Below are 23,276 nucleotides of genomic sequence, written 5' to 3' on the forward strand. Positions count from 1 at the left end.
GGCGTTCTTGACGCTTCTCTTCTTTTTGGTTCGAGCGAAAAGCAAAATAAGCCAAAACTGACTTTTTCTTGTATACTGATGCTAGAAGTGTATATAAAAAAGAGGTGCTTGATCGTGAAGAAGAATATTTTTGCAGCTGCTTTTGCCATGCTGCTTCTCGGCGGGAGTCTGGCAGGATATGCGGAGGTCGGGCAGGCGGCGGAGCCAAAAGCAAAAGTATTAAGGATGAACCTGTCTTTCCATCTCTTAACCGTAGACCCGGGCATTGCCGAAGATACGACGTCCGCTACCATCAGCAGGGCAATTTTCGAAGGATTGACCCGTTTGGACAAAGACGGAAAAATACATGCAGCAGCGGCGGAAAGTTATACGGTTTCGGCTGACGGCAAGACCTATACATTCAAAATTCGCCCTGCCAAATGGAGCAATGGCGATCCGGTAACCGCCCATGATTTCGAATACGCCTGGAAACGTGCGCTAAGCCCCAAGACAGCATCGGGTTACGCCTACCAGCTCTACTATATAAAAGGAGCGGAAGCGTACAACAAGGGGACCGGGACAGCGAGTGACGTTGGTGTCAAAGCCGTCGACGCAAAAACATTGGTTGTGGAGCTGACCAACCCGACCCCGTTTTTCACGGAGTTGACAGCTTTTCACACCTATTATCCGCTTAACAAAAAAGTCGTGGAAGCCGACAAGGAATGGGCGAGCAATCCCAAGACCATAGTAGGGAACGGTCCTTTTCAAATCGAGACTTGGAAGCCCAAGCAGCAGCTCGTTCTGACGAAAAACCAGAACTACTGGGACAAACAGCATGTAAAATTGGACAAGATTGAATTTTCCATGATTGATGACGGGTATATAGAGCTGGAGATGTTTCGCAACGGTGATCTGGATTGGGCAGGCGCCCCTTTCTCTGACGTCCCGATGGATTTCGAGCTTGCCTCGGAGTCGCCAGCTCTGTTTCATACGCATCCCATCGCGGGCACTTACTTCTATCGCTTCAACACAGAGCAAGCGCCTTTTCACAATGCCAAAATCCGTAAAGCTTTTGCCTATGCCCTGGATCGTCAAGCTTTGGTGGAAGCCATGACGGCTAACAACCTTCCCGCAACAGGTTTTGTGCCGCCGACCATGGCTGTTAGCTCCGGCGGCTACTTTACAGACAATGACACAGAAGCGGCCAAAAAGCTGCTCCAGGAGGGGATGAAGGAAGCGGGAATCGCAAAACTGCCTCCAATCACGATCACCTATAACACGGGGATTGCTCATAAAGCGATTGCGGAAGAAATCAAGGACCAGTGGAAGAAAAAGCTCGGAGTAGACGTGAAACTGGAGAACAAAGAGTGGACAGCATTCCTGGAAGACGTACACCATGGGAAATACCAGATTTCGCGTATGGGTTGGCTCGGCGACTTCAACGATCCGTTCAACTTTTTGGAAATGTTCAAGGACAAAAACGGCGGAAACAACGACACGGGCTGGGAACATCCCAAATACAAAGAGCTCTTGAACCAATCCGCTTTGGAGCAGGACCCGGAAAAACGGAAAACGATTTTGGCCCAGGCGGAGCAAATTTTAATGGACGAAATGCCGATTATGCCGATTTACTACTATACCCAAAGTTGGCTGCAAAGCGAGAAGGTCGACGGTGCACTTTTGGACGGACTTGGTATGCTGGACTTCAAATACATCGGTATCAAACCGTAATCTTATATGAGGAAATGATTCAAAGAAGAAGGGATGCGCTGCCCTTCTTCTTTTTTTCTCCGGCATGGACAAATGACCAATCCATTGTGCTCCCAGCTACATAGAGTAAAAAGGAACAAACTGCAACCAGGGGGGAACGCTGTGGATATTGGCAAACTGCTCAATATGGTAAGGTCCATTCCCAAGGATAAGCTGAAGACGGATGCAGGCTTGAAGGAAGTCATCCGCGATTTGGGCAAAAAAGTCGGCAAAAACTTCACGGATAAGGAACTGAACGGATATGTGGAGAAGTTTCGGCATATGTCCAGGACTGAAAATGTCGGTAGCCTGCTGAACAAACTTTCCAAAAAAGGTGTCAACGCAAAAGACATCGACAGCCTGAAAAAGCGCTTCAAGTAAAGGGGGGCTTACCAGGAGGGAGGTGGGATTATCGCTGCCAGGACCAGAAAGAAAAAGAAACAGGCCGACTCTCAGGGACAACTGCTGGAGACGATGCACAAACTGGCGGATGCGCACAATGAGAGCAATGCCCAGATGATGCGCGAGATGAGCCAGATGAAGCAAGAGCTGCAGGACATGAAGGATACGCTCGGAAGGCTGAAGGCCGCTTCCAGTCAGCAACCGCGGCGCAGCATTCTGTTTGGAGCGCGTCGGCGTCCGATTCATGTGCAGCCCATTCAGGAGAAACCAAAGCCTGCGATTTCGCTCGAAGATTTGCTGCCGCTGTTGCCGCATCTGAGCGGGGCGATCCCGCAACTGAAAAATCCGAAGGTGGCCGATTCCATCAAAGTGCTGTCCAATCCGGCCGTCCTGTCCATGATTCAGCAGTTCATCTCCAACGGAGGCTTGAACATGCTGAAAGGGCCTGTAGAAGAAGTAAGCCGAAGAGAACGGCGCGGGTTGTTCCGGTAATCGACAGCTTTTTCGCTTGCATGTACTGCCTCTTTGTCAAAAGGGGCAGTCTTTTGTCTTTTTGGTACGAAAAGACTATAAACTTTACAGATCATGAAGCGTCTAATAGAATGGTGAACGTTGCGCTTGGGCTTACACCACATCACAGAACAGAACAGACATCACGGAGGAGGTCAGGATGAAAAGACGATTTTACCCTCTGCTTCTGGCGCTGCTGGTCCTGCTGCTTATCCCCGGTTGGGCGGCTGCGGCAAGTAGTGTAACTGAGGAAGCCGTCAACCTGATGATCGGTGGACAAGCAGTTACCCCGGATGTGCCACCAGTAATCAAGAGCGGGCGGACACTGGTTCCCGTGCGTGTCATCGCAGAAGGTCTGGGCGCGGATGTCGCCTGGAACGAAGCGAAGCGGACAGCGGTGATTACACGAGGAACGACGCAGCTTTCCCTCACATTGGACTCGCGCACAGCGACGCTGAACGGCAAGCAGGTCAAGCTGGATACGCCGCCTGTTATCGCCCAGCAGCGTATGCTGCTCCCTCTGCGGTTTGTCGGGGAATCGCTCGGGATTACGGTAGGGTGGGACAACAGCTCCCGCACTGTCATTGCAAACGAAACGCCGCAAGTTACGTTGAACGGTCGTGCGCCTGAAAAAGCGATCAAGCTGTATCACGTGTCGGACACCATGTATGTGTCTGCTGATGCGGTCGCTGAGCAGGTCGGGCAAAAAGGATTTGTCTGGAATCGCCCGGAACGCGGCATGACCATCGACAGCGAGCTTGTTCTTCCCATCGAGCAGGTAGAGGACGAGCTTGGCGGTTCCATTGTCTGGAACAAGAAAAAGAATCTGGTTGAAATCGAAAGACTCAATCGGCTGACAGGGGTTACACAGGATGGGGATCGCGTACAGATTAATATGAAGCTGCCTGTGCAGGCAAATTCTTTTGTGCTCACCGGACCCCATCGTATCGTGCTGGACCTCCCGCAAACTGCATTGGCAGACAATCTGGTGGAAGAGTTGAAAGCAAAAGAAGAAAACGGCAGAAGCGAAGTGTCAGAGGATCGCAAGCAAGCCGCTTCCACTGAGGATGAGGACGATGAGCGGGATGCGGAAGAAACCGACTTCCTGGACGAGCAGCAGGCAGCAGCCAGCGAGCCAAAAGAAGAGCCGCTGATCGCCAACCTGCGGTACAGCCAGTACAGTGCTTCGCCAGAGACTGTGCGCGTCGTGATTGAGTTGAATCAGAAGAGCGAGTATAATCTGGCATATACCAAAGACGGCATTGAAGTAAAGCTGACGCCAAAGCCGAAGAAAACAGGATACCTCATTGTAATCGACGCAGGTCATGGCGGAAAAGACCCTGGTACGTTGGGAGTGGCGGGCAACCACGAAAAAGACTACAATCTGGCCGTCGCCAACAAGGTAGTCGCTTTGCTCAAGCAATATCCGGAGTTTCAAGTAGTGCCTGTGCGCACGACAGATGTGTTCTACGAACTGTCCGAGCGTGTGGCGATCGCAAATGAGTTGGAAGCGGACCTGTTTTTGTCCATTCACGCCAACGCCTTCCCGAAACCGACCACAGGCGGTACGGAAACCTTCTATTATCATGCAAACAGCAAGACATTCGCGCAAATTGTACACAAGCATTTGCAAGGGGCAACGCAGTTCCCGGATCGGGGAGTCAAGGTGAGCGGTTTTTACGTTATCAAGAACACCACAATGCCTGCTGTTTTGACAGAGACAGGCTTCCTGTCCAATCCGCAAGAAAATGCGCTGCTGACTTCACCTGCATTCCAGGACAAAATCGCGAAAGCCCTCGTTGCGGCGATCCGTGAATACTATCAGTCTTATCAGTAAGGGAGGCTTTCACGATGAAAAAAAGTCGGATGATCTGGGTGGCTGCTCTGGCTGTGCTGCTAATGGCCGGTTGCGGACAAAATACGGCTCCCGCACCGCAGCCTACGGCACCTGTTGAACAACCATCTGGCGCAAACACTGACCCATCGACAGCAGAGCCGACACTGAACAAACAGGTCGTTACCGTTTACTACTCCGATAGTGACCTGATGGAGCTGCAAGCAGAGGAACAGGAAATCACTTTTGCAGAGGACATCGAAAAGTACAAGAAAACCCTCTCGCTTCTGGAGAAGCCGACAAAAGCAGAAGCTCATTTTCCGCTTTGGAAAGACTTCCACTATCATGACGTCACATTTGCGGATGGCACGCTGACGATTGATGCGGACAGCAAAAACCAGTACAACCTGGGTTCAAGCGGCGAAGGGATGGCGCTGGATGCGTTGAAGAAAACCTTCTTCCAGTTCCCAGAGGTAAAGCAAATCGTCATTCTGGAGGACGGCAAAAAAGCCGAATCGTTGATGGGGCATGTTGATGTTTCGGAGCCATTGACGCGGGACAACGAATAGCTTTGCCTCACGATTCACGAAAGGGGGGCGGGTATCCGCCTCGCTACTTTCCAGCAAAAAACAAAAAAGTTGGACGGGAAACATTGTTTTCCTGCCCAACTTTTTTTGTTTTCCCCATTTTTCTAAGGGCGGTTTTTTTAGGGGATTGCTGTATAGTGAATATTGTCCTTATTTGTAAAAAAAAGGGGGCGTTATTCATAGGAGCGATAAGGTGTGAGCAGGACGTTTCAGCCCCTCGCCAGGTCAAAGGAACGTCCATAGGAGGAAAAGTTTCCACTCCTATCAATAAATGTATCACGCAATCTTTAGAGCAGGAAGGGGGAGATTTTCAGGAAACAGACGATCTACTCAAAACTGTAGAACACTTGCGTGAGCAGCTGGTTCGACTGTTTTTGGAAAAGGGTGATTTTTTGCACGATGAGGTTGTGTCGCTCAGTCAGCAGTTGGATACATACCTCTTGCAAATTCAGATGAAAATGATGCAAAAACCATAGTTTTCTCCATGTATGCAAATAAGCCCTCTGTTGGGAGTCTCAGATTACGTCCAGAATGAATTTGTCGATCTTAAGCAGCATGTCCATGTTGTTATACAAGATCAAGGGGTATATTTGATAAATATATCAGAAAATGTAAAATATAGATAAGATTGTTTTGAGGGAAGGGGGAGTTTCATGGAGCTACAAGAGACCATACAGCGGTCGTTGCGGTCTGAGATTCAAAAAAGCTTGAAGGAGAACGGGTATACACTTAGCAAACTCAGTGAATTGAGCGGTATTGGCACGGGACATTTGAGTGAGATGCTAAATAGCAGTCCGTCGCGTGCCATTACGGTGAACCAGTTGGATGCGATGGCCAAGGCTTTTGGACATGCTCCTGGATGGCTGTATGAATTGTATCCGGAAGAGTGTTTATCCGAAGGGAAAATTTCACGTCCGCGATTAGTACCGTATTTGGTTCGGTGTGCAGAGATCGGGCGGAAGGATTGTATTAAAGCGATTGTTTCTAACCTGCTAGAGAATCCCAAAAACATTTCAATTCTCTTTTCTGTGGCAGAACAGTTATTTCAGAGCGGCAAACAGAAGGAGTCGGTGCTTTTTTATGAGTTGGTCATTGATAACGAGAAAGATAGTTATTCCGACCAATTTGTGATGAGTCAATACCGATTATTTCGGGCGGTGCAAGGAACAAATACTGAAGAAAACTGGAAGGCTGTTATTCGTTTTGATTCGTATTGGAAACGACTTCCCGAGAATGTCCAACTGGATGCGCTGTTACAGTTAGCAAACGTATGTTTCATGATGTGCAGGTGGAAAGATGTCGAGAAATATGCTGATGAGTTACGGAATTTAGCCACGATCGTCTACGAAAACGAATTGCGTAGACGGACAAGCTCTAAAGCTAATGATTTACCCAAAACGGAACGTCATTTAGTTGTGTACTATGGGCAAGGATTTCTTCTCAAGGCGGCAGCGTTGAAAAAACGACGGCTGTATGAAGAGGCTAAGAAGTATATACAAGGTTATGCTGATTTAGGATGGTTTGAGTTTCTTGATGAGACGGGAAAACAAGAGGTAGAAAAGTTTCGAGTTTGGGCAAAAATTAATTCATATACCCTTGATATGCTGTTGGGCAATTACGAAATTTTACCTGAGTGTATAAACTTCCTTGCTGATTATCCAGAAGAAATATTTCCTGCATTAGTAACGATCATGGAATGTGCAAACAAATACGGATTTTGTATTGATGAGGTATTAGAGCGTTTTTCAGAATATACCAGCTACAGGGAAGATGACCTTAACGGATTAAGTGCTAGCCGACATTTCCGTTTTCGCTATCAGAAAGCGATTTATGAACTCCAAAGAGAGAGATTTGCTATCGGGATTGACGAAACTTTACGTTGTCTTGCTTTAGCCGATAAAATGAAACTGTATATCCCGGCCCATCATGTGACTCGTGTGATTGACGAGATGATTGAGGCCATTCCAGACAAGTAAAATGGCCAACTGAAACTGGGGTACAAAGTATAACTGGCGAAGGAAAACCAGTTCTTTTATTCTACAGTCTGCACCACCGCTCTACGGATACGCAGTTTCATCCTCCATCCGGAGTGACTAGCAGCGGCTTTTTTGCCTACCAAAACAGTGATTGCCGATGCGGTAATGGCAGCGAAGAGAATGACTCCAAAAAGAAAAAGTTGGGCGGAAAAACATTGCTTTTCCCACCCAACTTTTTTTGTTTTGGAGAGGTAGCAGCCAGCCTCTTCTTTGCTGTTAACAGCCCGCTTTCATTTCATCCAGAATTGACCCCATCTTTAAAAAAGCTTAACAATCGCAAAACAATCCAACAACATTCGGTCTGTATAGTTTGTACTTGTAAGAAACAAAAACAAACCGAACCTGTTAAGGAGGATTTTCATCCAATGAAAAAACTCGGCAAACTGTTTATGGCGCTGACATTTGCAGGAGCACTGCTCGCCGGATGCGGCAGCAACAGTGCGGCTCCATCCCAACAAACAGCGCAACAACCGGCGCAGCAACAATCAGCTACTCCAGCTCCGGAAAGCAACTCTGGTTCGACAACAACATCCGGTGAACCGATCACAGCAGTTGGTTCTACCGCTTTGCAGCCTCTGGTCGAGCAAGCGGCCAAAGACTTTATGGCGAAAAATCAAGGTGTACAAATCCAGGTACAAGGCGGAGGAAGCGGAACAGGGCTGAGCCAGGTAGCAAGCGGCGCAGCTACAATCGGCAACTCTGACATTTTCGCAGAAGAGAAAAAAGGCATTCCGGCAAACGAGCTGGTTGACCATAAAGTAGCCGTTGTCGGAATGGCAGCAGCCGTTAGTCCGCAAGTAAAAGTAGACAACCTGACCAAACAGCAACTGATCGACATCTTCACTGGAAAAATCACCAACTGGAAAGAAGTTGGCGGCGATGACATGAAAATCACGCTGGTGAACCGCCCGAAATCTTCCGGTACGCGTGCAACATTCAGCAAATTCGCACTGGACGGAAAAGAAGAAGCAGAAGGCATCACAGAAGATTCTTCCGGTACTGTCCGCAAAATCATTGCCGAGACACCGGGCGCAATCGGCTATCTGGCTCTGTCCTACTTCAATGACTCCGTAAAAGCATTGAAACTGGATGGCGTGGAAGCAAACGCAGAAAACATCTCAACGAACAAATACCCAGTGTGGGCATATGAGCACATGTACACAAAAGGCGAGCCTACTGGCAGCGCAAAAGCTTTCCTGGATTTCATCCTGTCGGAAGAAGTGCAAAAGAAAACCGTTACCGATCTGGGCTTCTTGCCGATCACAGACATGAAAGTAGAGCGCGACGCTGAAGGGAAAGTAACACAAAAATAAGATACGCACGGGTCAACAGCAAAATAGAGGGGTGGGGGGCCTTACCCCTCATTTTGCTTGCGCGAAAGCCGTTTTCTTTCTAGGAGGGAGAACATGAACCATCGGATTGAAGGGGTCGGGACAAATCGCCAATCGCTGATTGCGCGAAAAATGCTGACATATAACAAACGGCAATTTACAGAGAACATGACGGGGCGAACGATTGCCATGCTCTGTGCGGCCTTGCTGGTTATCGTTGTTTTGTCGATAACGTACTTCATCGCTTCCAAAGGGTTGTCCACCTTTTTTGTCGACGGCGTCAGTATCAGCGAATTTTTAACACAGGTGAAATGGGACCCGGAGGGCGAGCCCGCACTCTACGGTGTGTTCCCGTTCATTCTCGGATCGTTTTTGGTAACGGCTTTGGCTGCGGTGATCGCGGCACCGCTCGGGATCGGGGCGGCGATTTTCATGACGGAAATCTTCCCTGGCTTCGGCAAAAAAGTGTTGAAGCCGGTGATCGAGCTTTTGGTTGGAATTCCATCGGTAGTGTACGGATATGTAGGTCTGACGCTTTTGGTTCCTTTTATTCGCGAACAGTTTGACGTTCTTGGCTTCAGTCTTTTGGCAGGGGGACTGGTGCTTGCCTTGATGATTTTGCCGACGATCACCAGCGTGGCGACAGATGCTATTGAGGCAGTACCGCAAGACTTGCGCAACGCATCTCTCGCTTTGGGTGCCACACGCTGGCAGACGATCTGGAATGTGGTGCTGCATTCTGCGCTTCCAGGCTGCCTGACTGCGGTGGTATTGGGGATGGCTCGCGCCTTTGGCGAAGCGCTCGCTGTGCAGATGGTTATCGGGAACACGACGAAGCTTCCGGGCAGTCTGTTGGACCCGATCAGTACATTGACAAGCGGCATCACGCTGAACATGGGGAACACCATTCAGGGAACACCGTACAACAATGCGCTCTGGTCCATGGCGCTTCTGCTGCTTCTGATGTCGTTCGTCTTTATTATGATCTTGCGCTTTTTGGGCAGAAAGAGGCTGGTGAAGTAGATGAGAGCGAGACTGATGGATCGCGTTGCTACCATTGTTTTGACGTTGATTTCCGTTTTGATTGTCGGTACGCTCATTGGCTTGCTCGGCTTCATTTTGACGCAAGGCTGGCACAAGCTGAATCTCGACTTTTTGACCTCGCCGCCCGACATCGTCAACGCAGGGGGCGGGATTGGTCCACAGTTGTTCAACTCGATTTATTTGCTGGTCTTAACCATGCTGATCGCCTTGCCGATTGGCATCGGAGCAGGCATTTATATGGCGGAATACGCGCCGGATAACAAGTTTACACAGTTTATCCGCATGAGTATAGAAGTGCTATCTTCCTTGCCGTCCATTGTTGTTGGTTTGTTTGGTTTGCTCGTCTTCGTCAACATGACAGGCTGGGGCTACACGCTGTTCTCCGGCGCTCTTGCGCTGACCGTCTTCAACCTGCCGCTGCTCGTGCGTGTGACAGAGGATGCGCTGCGCAACGTGCCGCGCAGCCAAAAAGAAGCGAGTCTGGCGCTTGGCATCACCAAATGGCGGACAATTGTCTCCGTCATCCTTCCGGCGGCATTGCCCGGGATTATTACCGGGGCGATTCTCGCTTCCGGCCGTGTCTTCGGGGAAGCGGCTGCCTTGCTGTTTACCGCAGGGATGTCATCACCGAACCTGAACTTTGCGGATTTCTCACTGAATAGCCCGACTTCGCCGCTGAATCCGTTCCGCCCGGCCGAGACGCTGGCCGTGCATATCTGGAAAGTGAACAGCGAGGGGCTTGTGCCAGACGCGCGCGACGTGGCGGATGGCGCTGCCGCCGTGCTGATTATTGCCGTGCTGCTCTTTAATGTCTCGGCCCGCTGGTTCGGGACGTGGGTGTACAAAAAGATGACGTCAGGTTCCAACTAAAAAGAGGTGATCCGCCATGTCCGTACTCACCATGCAAGATACGATTATGAAGACGAACAATGTCTCGGTATACTACGGGGAAAAGCAAGCGGTAAAAAATATTTCGATGGACATTGAACGAAACTCGGTCACGGCCTTCATCGGGCCGTCCGGCTGTGGAAAATCAACGCTGTTGCGCAGCCTGAACCGGATGAACGATCTCGTGCCCTCCTGCCGAGTGACAGGCTCCATCGTCATTGACGGTATCGACATCAATAGCGAGCAGGTCAACATTGAGAGCTTGCGGCAAATCGTCGGAATGGTGTTTCAACGCGCCAATCCGTTTTTTAAATCCATCTATGAAAATATCGCCTTCGCTCCGCGCTTTCACGGAATGACGGACCGCCGCGAGCTGGATGAGCTGGTGGAGACAAGCTTGCGCAAAGCGGCGCTGTGGGACGAAGTGAAGGACCGCCTGCGCGATTCGGCGCTCTCCTTGTCAGGCGGGCAGCAGCAGCGGCTGTGCATTGCACGGGCTATCGCCATGCAGCCGACGATTTTGCTGCTGGATGAACCAGCTTCCGCGCTCGATCCGATTTCGACGATGAAAATTGAAGAGCTGGTCATGCAGTTGAAGGAAGAGTACACCATCGTGATCGTGACACACAACTTGCATCAGGCGGCCCGCATCTCGGACAAAACGGCGTTCTTTTTGCTCGGGGAGCTGATTGAGATGGACGAGACCGGGAAAATTTTCACATCGCCGGAAAATGACAAGACCGAAGCGTATATTAGTGGGCGGTTTGGTTGAACTGCACACGAAAAAGCCTTCCGTTGCGTTCACTGCGCAAGGAAGGCTTTTTGACTTTTAACAAGGCTTCACCTAATCCATATACTCAGCTTCTGGGTAATAGCGTTTAATAATATCCATAGCTGTATTCTCGTTACGAGCGTGAATAAATCTTGCATAGATTTCAGTTCCGTCAGTGAGTTCGTCGTCGTTGAGCTCAAAAGTGTGCAAAATTCTCACAAACTGAACCTTAATTGAAGCACCATATGCGTTCAAGTATTCATGCTCACCTTTTTTGGCATGAAGTGCTGCCCTTTCATTAGCCTGACTCTCGTTTAACGCTTTCACGAGTATAATACTTTCCTCAAAGAGCTTCAAATTATCATCACTATCGTCTGCATCTGATTTATCAGGGAGTGGATCTCCAGAATGAACAGATTCAAATAATACTTTTACTGCATACCATCTTGTTTGGGCTTCTGTTGATTTGGTATCCATAACAGTCCTCCCAATAACGAATGAATCTTTTTTGAACGCATTTGGTTTGAGCATTTTGCAAAAATCTGAGCCCTTAAGACACAAGGATTTCTAGGGATAAAAAAGGGACTTCACCCCGACTTGGAGAAGTTTTCAAGTGACGAAACAAGAAAACCCAAGGGAGGGAAGTCACCTTGTATATTCTCCAAGAAAGTCTGTTTTCCTTCGAGGAACTGCAAAAACTTGAATCCAAAGAACGATTGCCTATCTTTTTCAGCGCTCTTGACCTACGTCCTTACGCCAAAGAACTAAGAAGCCGTTCACCCCGTGGCGCTGACGGTCATTGCAGACAAGGAATTCTTCGAGCTTTGCTTGCAGCTCCGCTTGAGAATATCAGTACGTTCACCGGCCTGCACCGTCGGCTGGATATGGATCTTCGTTTTCGCTATCAATGCGGACTTCGGCTTGATCGGGAGGCTCCTTCCGTGGCAACGTTGAGCCGCGTCTTTGCCGATTTGACGAGTAAAGACCTGGCCAAGCGACTTTTTGAGGATCTGGTCACACGCTGCAAGCAAGAAGGCATCATCGATGGATGTCATGTGGCCATCGATAGTGCCGCGATCCATGCTTATGAGAAGAAACAGCCGAAACGTAAAAGCGAGCTCACGGGCAATGCAAACTGGGGAGCCAAGTTTGACTCCTTCGGCAACAAGATAAAGTGGTTTGGCTACAAGCTCCATCTCGCCGTCGACACCAAAAGCGAACTGCCGATGGCACTGGAAGTCACACCGGCTCATGTCCATGACGGTGATCTAGCACCGAATCTGATGGAACAAGTTGCTGTTAGAACCAAAGTGGAGTTCTTTGTGCTTGATGCCGGGTACGACCAGCTCAAAAACTACGAAACAGCACGGAATTTGAAAGCACAGGCTATCATCCCGATGAACCTTCGTAACGAGAAGGAACCGCCCGCTGGTATGATGTCGAACGGAACGCCATGCTGCTCCATGGGGTTTCCGATGACTTATTGGGGAGCGGTTGGGGATATTTTGAAATTCCGCTGTCCCCATGCTACGGGTAAAGTAGACTGTCCACTCGGAATGGCCGCTTGTTCGTCTTCCAATTATGGGATGGTCGTTAAGGTGGATACAACCAGTGATCTGCGCCGCTACTCCACACCGCACCGGGATAGCAAGCGCTGGAAAGAACTGTACCACGAACGAACTAGCGTGGAACGATGCAATGCCCGCTTGAAAACCTTTTTAACTGCTGACGCGATGCACGTGTGGGGAATCCGGAAAGTCACGACGCACCAGTACCTGAATGCCATTGTACTGCTGGCTTCTGCCCTTGCTATGGCGGGGCATTCAAGCAAAGCCGCAGCTTAAATTTTTCAGCATAAACGAAAATTCTGCAGGTCTGCCCATTTTTCCAAAAAGCCATCACAGCACGACATTGAAACCAACCACGGACCATATAAATCTGTTGTCTTTTTCTCGAAAATGGAATTATGCAAAATGCTCGGTTTAAAAATAACCATAATAGAGTAGCTTCGATATTGCAACGTTTGTATGGAAAATGAAATTGCTAGAAAGAAAATTTGGATGGAAGCAGAAATCATAGAGGAAAAACCTCAACGAAAAATCCTCTTTGTCCAAAGTTGTGATAAACGTTAACTTTGGGCAAAGAGGATGTTTTGTTCTTCTACGCAGAAGGCTTCTCTACTACCCGGAAAAAGCGAATTTCCTGCTCCAAATCCTGCACGATGCCTGTCAGCCGCTCGGCATCGTGCAGGAACTGCTCCGAGAGGGAGAGGCTTTCCTGGGTGGCGGCGACGGCTTGCTGTGTGCCCGAGACGACTTCCTGGGCGGAGTCGGTCAGGCTGTCCACGCGGCTAGAGATGGTCTGGCTTTGATGCGCAATCGATTCGGCCAACTGTCTGATCGTTTCAAACTGCGCGGTGAGCGCTTCGCTGATGGCAAAAGTTTGCTGAAAAGTATCCGTTGCCTGATGCAGCGTCGAAATGCCGTTGATGGTTGTGTGATCGGTCGTTTCCAGGCATGTTGCCACATGTTCCATCCGGTTTTCCCCCGAGGCGATGACCTGCTGGATGCGGGCGGTCGCTTCTTCGGTTTGTTCGGACAGCAGGCGGATTTCGTCTGCGACGACGCCGAAGCCGAGTCCGGCCTGACCGGCTCGCGATGCCTCGATGCGGGCATTGAACGATAATAGCCGCGTGCGCTGGGAGATGGAAGAGATCCAGCCGACAATCTCCCGGATGTCGTTCATGCTCTCGCGCATCGAGCTCATTGCCTGGAGGGAGGCTTTCATGTCGGCCGAGATATTCTGCATGTTATCCTTTAGCAGATCAATGGAGGTAGCGGTTTTGACGCTCTGCTCCCGCGACTTTTCGTTTTGCAGGATGGCTGTTTCCATGGACTGCGTAATCCGGGCCATTTCTTCTGTAATGCCTGCTATTGTGACGTGGATGTCGTCGATCTGCCCTTGCTGGTTGTCCATTTCCTGCGCCAGCCGCTCGGTGACGGAGACGACCTCTGTCTGCATTGCGTGAGAGTGGCGTGAGCCTTTCCCCACATGCTCGGCCACCTGCTTGACGTCGGCGATTACGTGCTGGATTTTCCCGATGATGGTGCGGATTTGCCCGCTCATTCGATTGAAGCTGTCGGCGAGCTGGCGGATTTCGTCTCTCGTCTGGACGTGCATCGTCTGAAACAGATCGCCTTCGCTGAATGCCGTCATTTTTTGCTGCACCTCTTTGACGGGCTTGATAATCTTGCGGACGTACAAGTAGAGCAGCAATGCCAGCGAGCCTAATCCGCCGAGGGAGACAACAAGTATCGTCAACTGCAGGCGGCGCACCTCCTGTTTGACCTCGGATACAGATTGCACGACGATCAGGCCCCATTTGAGCGCAGGATCGAATTTGTAGGCGGCAAAGGCGTCCATGCCATTGATCTGCATCGATTCAAAGCCGGAATGGCCCGCAATGACATTGGCGACCACAGGCAGCTCGGTCAGGAGCGGACGCTGCAGGGCGTAGGCTTTATCCGGGTGAGCGAGCAGCTTTCCTTGCTGGTCGACAATCATGGCATATCCGGTTTGACCCAGCTTGATTTGACCGATTGATTCACTAAGCTTCGGCACAGAGACGAAGGCCACGACGACGCCGACAGGCTCCTCCTCTTCGTTGCGCAAAGCCATGGAGACCGCGATCTTCGGAAACTCCGTGGCAGAAAACTGAAAGACATCTGAGACGAAGGCGTTTGGCTTGTCCCAGGCGCCCTTGTACCAGTCGGCTGTTCGCGGATCGTAGGAGCTGTCCAGCGGCGAGCCGGGGAAGGTCAAATAGCGCCCGTCTGCTGTCGCGACTTGTATTTCGGAAATGGTTGGGTTGTTGTTCACCATGTCGCTAAAAATGCCAAAGCTTTGACTGTTTGTGACCTTGCTGTTTTTGTACGTGGAAGCATAGGAAGACAAGGCAGTGATAATGGACTGGACGCGGCTGTTCACTTCCTGCAAGGCGGCACTCGAAGCATCGTGGAGCTGCTGTTTTGTCTTTTCGTTGAGCGTGCTTTCGGATTGATAGCTGATAAAAAAAGCGGCGATGGCCATCATGCTGACAACCATGGTCAGAATCCCGAAAAACAATCTGGTGAAGATGGAACGGTGTATTTTTCTCGGCATTGCATGCTCTCCCCTTATTCGACAAAACGTTCAGCTTTATTGTAGGGGGGACTATGGGGAGCGTATATGGTTTGCAAGAAACATTTACCATAAATTTACCTGGCGTTAAAACTTTAAGGAAAATTAATATAGTTCACATCAAAGCATAACATTCGCACGCTATAGTGGTTGGGAGAACAGATGCTACAACCGCGAAGGGGCGAAGGACGCATGAGTGTTATTTCGGTGAGGGAGTTAAATCTCTTCTACGGGAACAAACAAGCCCTCTACAATATAAATCTCGATGTTGACGCGAATTCCATTACCGCGCTGATCGGACCGTCCGGCTGCGGGAAGTCCACCTTTTTGCGAACGCTGAACCGGATGAACGACTCGGTGCCGAACACGAAAATTACAGGTGTGGTCAAGGTATTTGATGAAGACATTTACGGTTCCGGCGTGGAAGTCGAACGTTTGCGCAAAAATATCGGAATGGTGTTTCAGCACCCGAATCCGTTTCCGAAAAGCATCTACGACAATGTCACGTACGGACCGCGCCTGCACGGCCTGACGGATCGCCACCAGCTCGACGAGATCGTGGAGACAAGTCTCAAGGCCGCAGCCCTGTGGGACGAGGTCAAGGACGTTTTGAAAAAGCCTGCGACCGGGTTGTCAGGCGGGCAGCAGCAACGGCTCTGTATCGCCCGGGCGCTCGCTGTTCAGCCGCAGGTGATCTTGATGGATGAACCGACCTCCGCTCTCGACCCGATTTCCACAGCCAAAATTGAGGAACTGCTGGAAGAGTTGAAGGACACGTACACGATTGTCATCGTGACGCACAACATGCAGCAGGCGGCGCGCATCTCCGACAAAACAGCGTTTTTCCTCAATGGAGAGCTTGTCGAGTTTGACCAGACACAGGCGATTTTTCAAAATCCCCGGGATAAACGGACAGAAGATTACATTACTGGACGTTTCGGATAATAGCAGTTTGTAGTAAGGTAGAGGAGCGGCCTGCTTGCGGGTTCGCTCTTTTTTACATGGAGGGGAGACATACTCGGTGGTCTGGATTTCATTATTGATTTTTATCGTCACACTGACCTTGGTCATCTGGCAGCCCAGAGGCTTGTCGATTGGCTATCCGGCGGTAGGCGGTGCGATTCTGGCATTGCTGACAGGCGTGGTATCGCTAGACGATGTGGCTGAGGTGACGTCGATAGTTTGGAACGCCACATTTGCGCTGGTCGGGATTATTATCATTTCACTCATTCTCGACGAGATCGGCTTTTTTGAATGGGCTGCCTTGCACATGGCCCGTTTGGCAAAAGGAAATGGGCGGCTGATGTTCACCTACGTCATCTTGCTCGGGACATTGGTGTCGGCTCTGTTTACCAATGACGGAACAGCGCTAATTTTGACTCCGATTGTACTCGCGCAGGTGCGGGCACTCAAGCTGGAAGCAGGCATGGTCGTGGCGTTTGTCATGGCAAGCGGCTTTATCGCGGATACCAGCTCGCTGCCGTTTGTCGTAAGCAACCTCGTCAATATCGTATCTGCCGACTATTTTGACATCGGCTTTGCCGAGTACGCAGTGCGGATGGTTTTGCCTACCTTGTTTTCCGTAGCGGGGAGCCTGTTGGTCTTATTTCTTTATTATCGCAAAAGCATTCCGCGTCAGGTGGACTTGTCCCACCTGAAACAACCCGGTGAAGCGATCCGCGATGCAAGACTGTTCCGCCTGGCATGGCCCATCCTCGCTGTCCTGCTGCTCGGCTTTTTTGCCAGCGAGTCCATCCATGTTCCGGTGTCGTTCATCATTGCTGCTGCTGCTCTCGTCTTCTGTCTTGCTGCCCGAAAAAGCAAGGCGATTGCCATGGGCAGAATCTTGAAGGAAGCTCCGTGGGTCGTCGTCATTTTTTCCATCGGGATGTACGTCGTGGTCTGGGGCTTGCACAATGCAAGACTTACCGATCTCGTAAAAGCGGCGCTCGATACGCTGATGGAGTACGGTCTCTTCGCGACGACGCTCGGGACGGGTTTGATTGCGGCTGTTTTGTCTTCGGTAATGAACAATCTGCCCACGGTGATGTTCAATGCGTTGGCGATTGGCAGTACAGAGGCGGAAGGGGTTCTTCGCGAAGCGATGATCTATGGCAATGTCATCGGAAGCGACCTGGGGCCGAAAATTACGCCGATTGGCTCGCTTGCCACATTGCTCTGGCTGCATGTACTTGGCCGAAAAGATGTCAAAATTACGTGGGGACAATATTTCCGGACAGGGATTGTGCTGACGATACCGACCTTGTTGATCGCTTTGCTCGGGTTGTACCTGGCGCTGGTTTGGTGAGAATAGAAGTGACAAAAAGGCTTGCTGATGCTGCAACAGATGCGATCAGCAGGCTTTTTCTTTTTGTGGAATAGGACGGTAGCGGCGAGGGGAAAAATAGGCGCAACGTAAGTAAAAAGGAGGATGTTTCCATGTGGCAGGGCTGGCCGATCGAGCGTGTGCTCATTTTGTTTACGGGACTGGCGTTCATCCTGATTGCCGTGCAAGTCACTCTTTTTCATTCCAGGCAAAACTTTCGCCATTGGGCGATGTGGGTGCCAGTCATTGAACTGCCTGTTTTTGCGGTTACGGCTATTGTTTTATCGTTTGTGAATGCAGGGTGGCTGCGGTGGTTGTTTGCCTTGATGATGATCGTCGGGATGGGCGGCGGCGTGTACGGGGCCTACTTGCATACCGCCGGAGTCAAGCAGCGGGTAGGTGGCTTTTCACAATCGCAAAATTTTCTCGTCGGCCCGCCTGTCATTTTGCCTCTGCTCATTACTGCCATCGCGGCTTTAGGGCTACTGGCCCTTTTCTGGGGGTGAACACAGATGGCCAAGCATAGTCGTTACCCTTCCTATGACGTCTGGGAGCAGCACCAAAACTGGGACGTCCATACGCGACAAGTGGTCGGTGCGAGAAAAATGCCGCAGATTGCCCATCGTTATTTGCAGCAGGCGGAAGCGTTGCTGCTGCAGGCAATCGTGAGCGTCCTCGTCGACGACCATCGGCTGGAGGTGCTGACCTTTGTTGTTGCCCACCTGGATGACTCGCTGGCGAGCACGATCGGAGAGTCACAGCGCAAGGTCGGGGTTCCGCCAAAAAAAGAGCTGTACCGTCTGGGACTGGCAGGGGTGGAAGCGGAGAGCCACGCTCTGTACAAGACGGAATTTGCAGCGCTTTCTGCCGAACAGCAGCAGGAGGTGCTGAGGCAAATTTCCACTGGCAACGTCACAGATGCAGAGGCATGGAGCCAGGTCGCTCCCGTTGATTTTTTCAAAAAGCTGCTGCATGACACCGTGCAGGCGTATTATTCCCATCCGATTGTTTGGTCAGATATTGGCTACGGCGGGCCTGCTTACCCGCGCGGTTATGTGCGCGTAGAAAAAGGACTGACGGACCCATGGGAGGCGAGGGCAAATGTCGAATAAAGAACAGGCGCAGCGTGCAGGCGCTGGTCAGAAACCCGGCACGCAGCAGATGGCAAACAGGAAATACGCAGACGGAGCCGATGTGTGCATCGTTGGTGCGGGCGCGGCAGGAGGCGTGCTGGCGTACGAGTTGGCAAAAGCGGGCTTGCGCGTCGTCGTGCTGGAGGCAGGGCCATTTTGGGACCCGCAGCGCGACTTTGCCAGTGACGAGCTGGAGATGCAGCGTCTGGCCTGGCAGGAGACGAGACTGGTGGCGGGAAACGACCCTTTGCGCCTTGGCCACAACAACTCCGGCCGGGGAGTCGGCGGAGGAACGGTGCATTTTACCGGGGTATTTTTGCGCTTTCACGAGAGCGACTTCATGACCAAAACGATAGACGGCGTAGGGGAAGACTGGCCGATCACCTATCAGGATTTGGCTCCGTACTACGACAAGATCGAGCGGGAAATTGCCGTTTCCGGCCCCAGTTACTTCCCGTGGGGCGCTTTTCACGGACCGTACCCTTACCCGGTCCGCGAGCCGATCAGCGCGAATGCCCAGTTGTTCCGGGAAGGCTGCGAAAAGCTGGGAATCGAGAGCGTAGTCGCTCCGCTGGCGATTTTGTCCGCTCCGTTCGATGGACGTCCGCCTTGTATCAACCGTGGCTTTTGCAACCAGGGATGCATGCCCAATGCCAAGTACAGCGGCCTGATTCACCATATCCCGAAGGCCATCGCGGAAGGGGCCGAGGTGCTGTCAGACTGTATGGTCACGGAAATTCTCATGGCGGGCGACCGGGTAAGCGGCGTCTTGTTCTCGCACAATGGGCTTATGCATCGGCAAATGGCGCGGGTCGTCATCCTCGCCGGCTTTGTCGTGGAGACGCCCCGGCTGCTGCTAAATTCCGCGACATCGCGGTTTCCCGATGGGCTGGCCAACTCCAGCGGCTGGGTAGGCAAGGCGATCATGCCGCATTCCAGCCATGACGTCTACGGCCGCCTCCCGGAAGAAGTGCGCCTGTACAAAGGGACGCCTGTGCTTGCCCTGACCCAGCATTTTTATGAGACAGACCGGGAACGCGGCTTTGCCAGAGGGTACACCTTGAGCGCACACGGGTCAAGACCTGTTTCCATGGCGGGGGCCATATCAACAGAGCGGGAAGACCAGACCTTTTTATGGGGAAAACAACTGCGGGAAACGATGCTCGACTACAACATGTACGCGCGAATCACGCTCGTCGGAGAGGTGCTTCCTCACCCGGACAATGCTGTGACGCTCAGCGAGGAAAAAGACGAATACGGAATGCCGGTGGCCAAGGTCACTTTCAGTTATCAGGAAAACGATCGCAAGCTCTACCAGCATGCCATCGGGCAAATGAAGCGGATTATGGAAGCCATGGGCGGCAAGCCGGAGCACGTCGTTTCCGATACCGCGCATTTGATGGGCGGCTGCCGAATGGGCAACGACCCCGGGCAATCGGTTGTGAATGAATTCGGGCAGTCGCACGACATCCCCAATCTTTTCATCGCGGGCGCTTCCACGTTCGTGACATCGAGCGGCAGCAACCCGACCAATACCGTGATGGCCCTGGCCGCGCGCACCGCGGACAAGCTGATCGAAGCGATGCGGCAACGTGAAGTTTAAGAAGTGTTCAAGGAACATTTACGTTCATATCTTCCCCATCATATAAGCCGTATAGTATACTGGGAAACAGATATGCAAGGCAAAGGTGGGTTCGTATGGAAGCGGATTTGATGCAGGTATTGTTTTTGTCCGAGGTTTACAAACTGCTTGGTGATAAGACGCGCTTGACGATCATGGCTCTACTGCAAGTGCAATCATTATGTGTCCGTGATCTCGTGGAGATTCTGCAAACTTCCCAACCCTCAGTTTCCCAGCACCTGGCTAAGCTAAAGACACACGGTTTGGTCAAAGAACGGCGCAAGGGACCATGGGTTTTTTACTCCGTCAATACAGAATGCCCTCCTGCAGTCAAGCAAATCTTGTCACACTTGCCGGATATGTCGTCGATTGTCAAACAAAAAGCAGCCGAAAGCACACCTACCTTCGGCTGATCGGGCTTAAAAAGCGTTGGATTAATGAAGATCCAACGCTTTTTTTAGTTCTTCCTTGTCGAAGCCGTGAATGACGATCTGTTCCCCGTTTTCCTTTTGAATCAAAGTAACAGGTGTCATGCTGGCACCAAGGTTGATTGCTTCCTGAAAATACGCATCGTTTTTGCGAATATCTCTGTCTTCAAAAGCGACGTTTTGGGATGCCAGCCACATTTTTTCTTCCTGGCAAGGGCCGCATGTAGCTTGCGTATAGACAATAACGGTTCGAGCCATACAGATGCTCCTCTCAAAAGTAGTCGAACAACATAATTCGCGGTTGCTGGCGAATTTCCTGCGCAGCAAAGCACTTATAGGATGCCCTTGTTCAAGACGGAAATGAGAATACTGCAGCAGCGTCTATAATCGCACGAACTGGAAAAATGAGGATGGATATGAGGGAGGGGCGCGGTACAAATTATATTCAGTGACGTCGAGGAGGTGAATGGAACGATGCCTAAACAAAACAAGCAAAACGCTATGAACAAAACAAACCAAGCAGCTCAGGCGCAAAACACTGCGACTGAATTCGCAAGCGAAACAAACGTAGCGGAAGTTCGTCGCCAAAACCAGCAATCCGCTCAAAAATCCGCCCAACAAGCAGGTCAAGCTACTGAGTAGTAGCTGGTAGCTATGGACAACGCCCCCGCCAAATGCGGGGGTTTTTGGCTTTTCCATTTGCGCTTGCAAAAGGGCTGAGGAGGATGGTACTGTGACAGCAGAATCTACAAGCGGGGAGGGCCGAGGCCCATGATTATTGGCATTGGTGTGGATATCGTCGAGATTGAGCGGATCGCCACGTTGATGAAGCGCCAAGAAAAGGCGATTGGACGTTTTTTGACTGGAGCAGAAAAAAAGCTGCTGGCTGGCAAAGCTGAAGCGCGACAAGTGGAAATCGTGGCAGGCAGGTTCGCGGCGAAGGAAGCTGGAGCGAAAGCGCTCGGGACAGGCATCGGCCATGCACTAAGCTTTTTGGATATGGAAATTACCCCGAGTGAGACGGGAAAACCGATGATGCGAGTAAATGGCGACGTGTTGACCAAGCTCGGTTTGGACCCGCAGCGCGTTCGTGTACACGTGAGCATTTCCCACAGCCAGACACACGCCATGGCACAGGTAGTTGTGGAAGAATTGTAAACTTGTCTGCATATTGGGACGAGGATGGACATACATTTATATCGCGTAGATCAGGAGGGACTACCTGCTCTTACAGGAAGGGTAAGTCTTCAGCCGATCAAGCGATTCGCGTCCTTTTGTACCCAGTACAGCCTTTTGACACGATGAGCGCGACCAGAGGCGAAAGACTGACAGATTTCCCAGGAAATAGACAGGGGTGCCCTTCTTTGTCGAAAAAGTTGACAAGGAGGAGTTCATGGAATGAAGAGGGCAGCTTTACCACTGGTGTTATTGTTGGTCTTTACGTTGCTGCTCGGCGGTTGCTTCGGTCAGAAAACACCGGAAGATGTGGTGAGTGATCTGAACGGGACGCTGGGAAAAATGAGCGGGTACAAGTCTCAGGCAGTATTGACCATGCACACAGGCTCTACTCCTATGGAGTACGACGTTCAGGTCTGGTATGAAAAGCCTGCCAACTATCGGGTAGCTCTCACTTCCAAGCAGCGCGGGATCACGCAGATCATTTTGCGCAACAATGAGGGAGTATTTGTACTGACTCCGCATCTGAACAAGAGCTTCCGCTTCCAGAGCGGTTGGCCGGAAAACAACGGCCCGCTGTATTTGTACGAGACGCTGGCGAAGAGCATCATCGACGATACGGAGCGTCAGATGAAGGTGGAGGAAAAGCAGTACGTATTTGAGGTGAAAGCCAATTACACCGGCAATCGCTCTCTGACCAAGCAAAAAATTTGGCTGACAGAAGACTTCAGGCCTACGCATGCGGAGATCATGGATTCGAGTATGAAGCCGCTGGTGAAAATCGATTTCACCGAATTTTCGTTCAACCCGACGTTTGACAAGGATGCCTTTGACAAGGATCGCAACATGGCGACCAGCTCATTGACGGCGATTCCGACCATGGCAGGGGTGAATGGACAGGTTGCCCAGCAGCCGAGCAGCCAGTTTGGCGTCATTGTCCCAACGTATGTGCCGGAAGGAGTCAAACAGGGCGATATTGAGCCGGTCACACGTGACGGTGTGAGAACGGTCATCCTCAATTACAAGGGAGCTTACAACTACAAGCTGATCGAAGCCCGTCCGACAGAAGCATCCGTCTCGTATGAACAAGGCATGCCTGTCAACCTCGGCTTCACGGTTGGGGTACTGGCGCAAACGGGTGAAAACACACGACTTCTGACGTGGGAGCTGGACGGAGTAGAATTTACAATCGCCGGCGATTTGCCGGAAGAAGAGATGGTGAAAGTTGCCCAGTCGACATACGGGATCGGCGGGAAATAAAGAAAATACGGGAGAGGGGAC

General features: G+C 51.1%; 24 protein-coding genes. 21 read left to right on the forward strand and 3 right to left on the reverse strand.

Annotated features, from left to right (window positions below; translation table 11 throughout):
• Positions 1-114: 114 nt before the first annotated feature.
• The 11 genes from AAFJ72_RS02375 (at position 115) to pstB (AAFJ72_RS02425) (ending at position 11,132) form a co-directional block, all read left to right on the forward strand.
• Positions 115-1,710, forward strand: coding sequence for a peptide ABC transporter substrate-binding protein (locus AAFJ72_RS02375; RefSeq protein ID WP_432775924.1), 1,596 nt, complete (start codon positions 115-117; stop codon positions 1,708-1,710).
• Positions 1,711-1,851: 141 nt separating this feature from the next.
• Positions 1,852-2,109 (forward strand): hypothetical protein, encoded by a 258-nt coding sequence (locus AAFJ72_RS02380; protein ID WP_432775925.1) that lies wholly within the window; start codon positions 1,852-1,854, stop codon positions 2,107-2,109.
• Between the two features lie 93 nt (positions 2,110-2,202).
• Positions 2,203-2,622: a hypothetical protein gene (locus tag AAFJ72_RS02385; protein WP_432775926.1), complete on the forward strand. Its 420-nt coding sequence runs from the start codon at positions 2,203-2,205 to the stop codon at positions 2,620-2,622.
• Positions 2,623-2,800: 178 nt separating this feature from the next.
• Complete coding sequence (locus AAFJ72_RS02390) at positions 2,801-4,477, forward strand: N-acetylmuramoyl-L-alanine amidase (protein ID WP_432775927.1); 1,677 nt, start codon at positions 2,801-2,803, stop codon at positions 4,475-4,477.
• Between the two features lie 14 nt (positions 4,478-4,491).
• Positions 4,492-5,043, forward strand: a complete 552-nt coding sequence (locus tag AAFJ72_RS02395; RefSeq protein ID WP_122905433.1) for a GerMN domain-containing protein — start codon at positions 4,492-4,494, stop codon at positions 5,041-5,043.
• A gap of 155 nt (positions 5,044-5,198) precedes the next feature.
• Positions 5,199-5,537, forward strand: a complete 339-nt coding sequence (locus AAFJ72_RS02400; RefSeq protein WP_246005817.1) for an aspartyl-phosphate phosphatase Spo0E family protein — start codon at positions 5,199-5,201, stop codon at positions 5,535-5,537.
• Between the two features lie 177 nt (positions 5,538-5,714).
• Positions 5,715-7,037, forward strand: a complete 1,323-nt coding sequence (locus tag AAFJ72_RS02405; RefSeq protein WP_432775928.1) for a helix-turn-helix domain-containing protein — start codon at positions 5,715-5,717, stop codon at positions 7,035-7,037.
• 425 nt (positions 7,038-7,462) lie between these two features.
• The gene (locus AAFJ72_RS02410) at positions 7,463-8,410 is read left to right on the forward strand and encodes a phosphate ABC transporter substrate-binding protein PstS family protein (RefSeq protein ID WP_432775929.1); all 948 of its coding nucleotides are present in this window, start codon (positions 7,463-7,465) and stop codon (positions 8,408-8,410) included.
• 93 nt (positions 8,411-8,503) lie between these two features.
• Positions 8,504-9,451, forward strand: coding sequence for a phosphate ABC transporter permease subunit PstC (gene pstC, locus AAFJ72_RS02415; RefSeq protein ID WP_122905436.1), 948 nt, complete (start codon positions 8,504-8,506; stop codon positions 9,449-9,451).
• Positions 9,452-10,342 carry a phosphate ABC transporter permease PstA gene (pstA, locus tag AAFJ72_RS02420; protein ID WP_432775930.1) on the forward strand — a complete coding sequence of 297 codons (891 nt, stop codon included), beginning with the start codon at positions 9,452-9,454 and terminating at the stop codon, positions 10,340-10,342.
• A gap of 16 nt (positions 10,343-10,358) precedes the next feature.
• Positions 10,359-11,132, forward strand: a complete 774-nt coding sequence (gene pstB / locus AAFJ72_RS02425; RefSeq protein WP_432775931.1) for a phosphate ABC transporter ATP-binding protein PstB — start codon at positions 10,359-10,361, stop codon at positions 11,130-11,132.
• 72 nt (positions 11,133-11,204) lie between these two features.
• Here pstB (AAFJ72_RS02425) and AAFJ72_RS02430 read toward each other — a convergent pair whose 3' ends face one another.
• Positions 11,205-11,609, reverse strand: a complete 405-nt coding sequence (locus tag AAFJ72_RS02430) for a DUF4288 domain-containing protein (RefSeq protein ID WP_432775932.1) — start codon at positions 11,607-11,609, stop codon at positions 11,205-11,207.
• Positions 11,610-11,782: 173 nt separating this feature from the next.
• Between AAFJ72_RS02430 and AAFJ72_RS02435 the strand changes: the two genes are divergently transcribed.
• Entirely contained in the window at positions 11,783-12,976 is a 1,194-nt protein-coding gene (locus AAFJ72_RS02435) for a transposase (protein ID WP_432775933.1), read from the forward strand.
• 316 nt (positions 12,977-13,292) lie between these two features.
• Here the strand turns inward: AAFJ72_RS02435 and AAFJ72_RS02440 are convergent, their stop codons facing one another.
• A complete protein-coding gene (locus AAFJ72_RS02440) occupies positions 13,293-15,293 on the reverse strand; it encodes a methyl-accepting chemotaxis protein (protein ID WP_432775934.1) in 2,001 nt (666 codons plus the stop codon).
• A 210-nt stretch (positions 15,294-15,503) separates the two neighbouring features.
• Here AAFJ72_RS02440 and pstB (AAFJ72_RS02445) point away from each other — a divergent pair, with 210 nt between their 5' ends.
• The 6 genes from pstB (AAFJ72_RS02445) (at position 15,504) to AAFJ72_RS02470 (ending at position 20,804) form a co-directional block, all read left to right on the forward strand.
• A complete protein-coding gene (gene pstB, locus AAFJ72_RS02445; RefSeq protein WP_432775935.1) occupies positions 15,504-16,256 on the forward strand; it encodes a phosphate ABC transporter ATP-binding protein PstB in 753 nt (250 codons plus the stop codon).
• 76 nt (positions 16,257-16,332) lie between these two features.
• Positions 16,333-17,619, forward strand: coding sequence for an arsenic transporter (locus tag AAFJ72_RS02450; protein WP_432775936.1), 1,287 nt, complete (start codon positions 16,333-16,335; stop codon positions 17,617-17,619).
• A 131-nt stretch (positions 17,620-17,750) separates the two neighbouring features.
• Positions 17,751-18,143 carry a hypothetical protein gene (locus AAFJ72_RS02455; protein ID WP_432775937.1) on the forward strand — a complete coding sequence of 131 codons (393 nt, stop codon included), beginning with the start codon at positions 17,751-17,753 and terminating at the stop codon, positions 18,141-18,143.
• A 6-nt stretch (positions 18,144-18,149) separates the two neighbouring features.
• Positions 18,150-18,749: a gluconate 2-dehydrogenase subunit 3 family protein gene (locus AAFJ72_RS02460; RefSeq protein ID WP_432775938.1), complete on the forward strand. Its 600-nt coding sequence runs from the start codon at positions 18,150-18,152 to the stop codon at positions 18,747-18,749.
• A 49-nt stretch (positions 18,750-18,798) separates the two neighbouring features.
• Entirely contained in the window at positions 18,799-20,373 is a 1,575-nt protein-coding gene (locus AAFJ72_RS02465) for a GMC family oxidoreductase (RefSeq protein WP_432777135.1), read from the forward strand.
• A 95-nt stretch (positions 20,374-20,468) separates the two neighbouring features.
• On the forward strand, positions 20,469-20,804 hold the full coding sequence (locus AAFJ72_RS02470) for an ArsR/SmtB family transcription factor (RefSeq protein WP_122905444.1): 336 nt from the start codon (positions 20,469-20,471) through the stop codon (positions 20,802-20,804).
• 21 nt (positions 20,805-20,825) lie between these two features.
• Here the strand turns inward: AAFJ72_RS02470 and AAFJ72_RS02475 are convergent, their stop codons facing one another.
• Positions 20,826-21,077: a glutaredoxin family protein gene (locus tag AAFJ72_RS02475; protein ID WP_432775939.1), complete on the reverse strand. Its 252-nt coding sequence runs from the start codon at positions 21,075-21,077 to the stop codon at positions 20,826-20,828.
• Between the two features lie 216 nt (positions 21,078-21,293).
• Between AAFJ72_RS02475 and AAFJ72_RS02480 the strand changes: the two genes are divergently transcribed.
• The 3 genes from AAFJ72_RS02480 (at position 21,294) to AAFJ72_RS02490 (ending at position 23,255) form a co-directional block, all read left to right on the forward strand.
• Complete coding sequence (locus AAFJ72_RS02480) at positions 21,294-21,461, forward strand: gamma-type small acid-soluble spore protein (RefSeq protein WP_122905447.1); 168 nt, start codon at positions 21,294-21,296, stop codon at positions 21,459-21,461.
• 129 nt (positions 21,462-21,590) lie between these two features.
• Entirely contained in the window at positions 21,591-21,977 is a 387-nt protein-coding gene (gene acpS / locus AAFJ72_RS02485) for a holo-ACP synthase (RefSeq protein WP_432775940.1), read from the forward strand.
• 240 nt (positions 21,978-22,217) lie between these two features.
• Positions 22,218-23,255: a DUF4367 domain-containing protein gene (locus tag AAFJ72_RS02490; RefSeq protein WP_432775941.1), complete on the forward strand. Its 1,038-nt coding sequence runs from the start codon at positions 22,218-22,220 to the stop codon at positions 23,253-23,255.
• The last annotated feature ends 21 nt before the right edge of the window (positions 23,256-23,276 follow it).

Origin of the sequence: Brevibacillus gelatini, assembly GCF_050920745.1 — a bacterium.
Taxonomy (GTDB): domain Bacteria; phylum Bacillota; class Bacilli; order Brevibacillales; family Brevibacillaceae; genus Brevibacillus; species Brevibacillus gelatini.